Source organism: Collimonas fungivorans (assembly GCF_028292705.1).
Taxonomy (GTDB): Bacteria; Pseudomonadota; Gammaproteobacteria; order Burkholderiales; family Burkholderiaceae_D; genus Collimonas; species Collimonas fungivorans_B.
The window spans coordinates 1-2,686 of sequence record NZ_JAQGLV010000061.1 but is presented as its reverse complement, the minus strand read 5'-3'; the positions used below and the strand labels follow the sequence as shown (position 1 = coordinate 2,686).

The 2,686-nt window shown below is 60.2% G+C and carries 3 protein-coding genes; 2 read left to right on the top strand and 1 reads right to left on the bottom strand.

What is annotated here, in order from left to right:
* On the top strand, positions 1-611 hold a 611-nt coding region (locus tag JWQ61_RS03025; protein WP_304359206.1), incomplete at its 5' end, for an inner membrane CreD family protein.
* 359 nt (positions 612-970) lie between these two features.
* A complete protein-coding gene (locus JWQ61_RS03020; RefSeq protein ID WP_304359205.1) occupies positions 971-1,285 on the top strand; it encodes a hypothetical protein in 315 nt (104 codons plus the stop codon).
* Between the two features lie 379 nt (positions 1,286-1,664).
* On the opposite strand, the gene JWQ61_RS03015 is transcribed toward JWQ61_RS03020, so the two are convergent.
* A partial coding sequence (locus JWQ61_RS03015) for a TerD family protein (protein WP_304359204.1) occupies positions 1,665-2,686 on the bottom strand: 1,022 nt, incomplete at its 5' end.

Genomic DNA, 2,686 nt, shown 5'->3' with positions numbered 1-2,686 from the left:
GCTTCAGTGCCGCGTGGACCGTTTCATCGCTCGCCAGCGATTCCCAGCAGCAGTTTCAGCGCGCCGAACGGGCGCCAAATGCGGATGGCCGCAGCAGCTCCGGCGCCATCGACAAGCTCAGCGTCGCGTTTATCGAACCGGTCAATGTGTACTCGCTGGCCGATCGCGCCACCAAGTACGGCCTGCTGTTCGTGGCGCTGACTTTCGTCGCCTTCTTCGTGTTTGAAATGATCAGGCGCCTGCCGATCCACCCGATTCAGTACCTGCTGGTCGGCTTGGCGCTGGCGCTGTTCTTCCTGTTGCTGGTGAGCCTGTCGGAACACATCCACTTCGCGCTCGCCTACATCGTCGCTAGCATCGCCTGTACCGGCCTGATCGGTTTTTACCTGAGCTATGTGCTGCACGACTGGCGGCGCGGACTGGGCTTCGGCGGCGCGCTCGGCCTGCTGTATTGCGCGCTGTACGGATTGCTCATTTCAGAGAATAACGCGCTGGTCCTCGGAAGCATCCTGCTGTTCGCCGTGCTGGCAGCGATGATGGTCGTTACCCGTAAGATCGACTGGTACCAGGTCGCCGGACCAGGCGCGGGTGCCGCGCCAACGGCAGGGTGATCCACTGGTCTTACTGTAACGATGGAAGCGGGGACCAGGCGTCGCTTTCATTACGTTCACCCGACTATGGTCAGGACGTCAGGTCGAGGAAGTATCAAACTGGGCGCGCACGTAACCGCAGCGATAGCGGCCGGTACTTCGCCCTTTACGAAGATGTTCACGCGCGCTAGAAGGATTTTTCTCGAAGGGCGAGAAAGCGGAGACGGCACAACGATCTGGCGATGAGAGATTGGCCGAAATGAAGAAGGCTGCGGACGACGTTCAACAAGCTGAATGAAATGTTGCGGCAGAATTACAGTGGTGAAGGTGCTTACATGCACGTTTATGCCAAATGAACAATTTCTTGGACGGCCATGCGAATGAATAATGCTGCTAATTACAGAAGCGCCCTACCTTACTTGGCGATTGCACTTAAGGTGGCCTGTGTTTTCTTCCTTTTAGCTGCGATCTCTTGGTTGCTGGCGATTTTTTGGAGTGCTCATGGCGATTGGTGGGTTAAGGTGCAGACAGACACCATCAGGAGAGTCATGTACGCTATTGTTCGGCCAGCGTTGTCGTCGGATGTTTCGCAGGCAGAAGCGCAGTTTGAGTTCTGGATGTTTTGGATTCCGTCTTTCGCTATGACAACCGCGATTTTTTTAATGGTGATGTTCGCGCGCAGGTTTTACAAATAGAACATGGTCAGCACACCGGGGGCAGCGCGCGCCTGGGCCTAGTGCCGACATTCGTACGCCGCCTCGACATTGACGCGCGATGTCCTGGCATGGAAGCCGCTCACATTTGGGACACCGGATGGAGTGGCTGTAATCGTAATTGCGGAAGGCCTTGCGACGGGTAACGACTCGATGGTCAAGACGGGTGAAGGAGCACTGCGGGAGAATAAGGCTGCAAATATTGAGGGTCTAGGTGTCAAGACCCCGCTTGGTTATGTACGCGTTGACTTCGCAACACCCTCGGCGCGGCCTCGTGTCGATATTGAAAATTAGCTCGTATCTGCGAGGGCGTTAATTACGGTTGCTGCGACAACGACAAACACGAGCGGAGCTCGCGGGGTCAGTCTTTGGTGCCAGTCTTCCACCTGAGGCCGAAACCGAAGCGCCGGTCCATCAGCTCGTGCGCGCTGGTCTTGCCCTCCTGGGCGAAGTACTCGGCCAGCTTGGTCACATGCAGGCTGCCGCCGACATTCTCGATCATCGCGATCGCGCACATCATCTGGTTGCCGCCCTGGTCCAGCCGCACCTCGATCGGCGCCTGATCCGGCGCGTTGATGGTGACGACGCCGTCGGTCGCGGCCCAGTTCGGCGCGCCGCGGTAGATGAAGGCGAAGATCAGCGCGCGCTTGATCTCGCCGAAGTGGTCGCCATTGATGGTCAGGTTTTCACCGTCCTTGGACTGGCCGGTGCGGTCGTCCCCTTCGAGCCGGATGTACGGACGCCGCTCGTCGTCGCCAAACGCGTTGCCGAGCGCCTGGACCAAACCGGCATTGCCATCGGCCATCTCGTACATGCAACCGAGGTCCAGGTCGATGCCGGCGCCGGAGCCGGCGCCAGCCGCGCTGAGCCTGGCCAGGAAGCCGGTCTTGGCCGGCGCCGGCGCCGAACCCTGCTGGTTCCAGTTCAGGTTGACGTGGATGCGGCCGAAGCCCTTGCCACCGCGTTTGTCGAGCGACACCTTGTCGCCGCGCTTTTCGAGCGTGACCTTGGACAGCGAAACCGCCTTCGGCAACGGGGTTGGTACCGGCGCGGCAGCGGGCACGACTTCGGCGCCACCGAAATACGCCAGCAGCGCCGACAGCCCGCCATTGAATCCCTGGCCCACGGCGCCGAAGCGCCAGACGCCATCCTTGCGGTAGATTTCGCCGACGATGACGGCTTTTTCATTCACGAAATCGGCGCCCGACCACGCAAACTTCACCGCGTCGCCGAGCGTCATGGTGCTCGGGCCGATTGCGCGCATGGTGCCGTTGCCGTCGATTGCCGCGACGAACACCAGCTTGGCGATCGACGCCGGCAGCGCTTCCAGGTCGAGCGCGAAACGCGCCTTGCCGCCGCCAAGGTCGAGCTTGATGGCGCCCT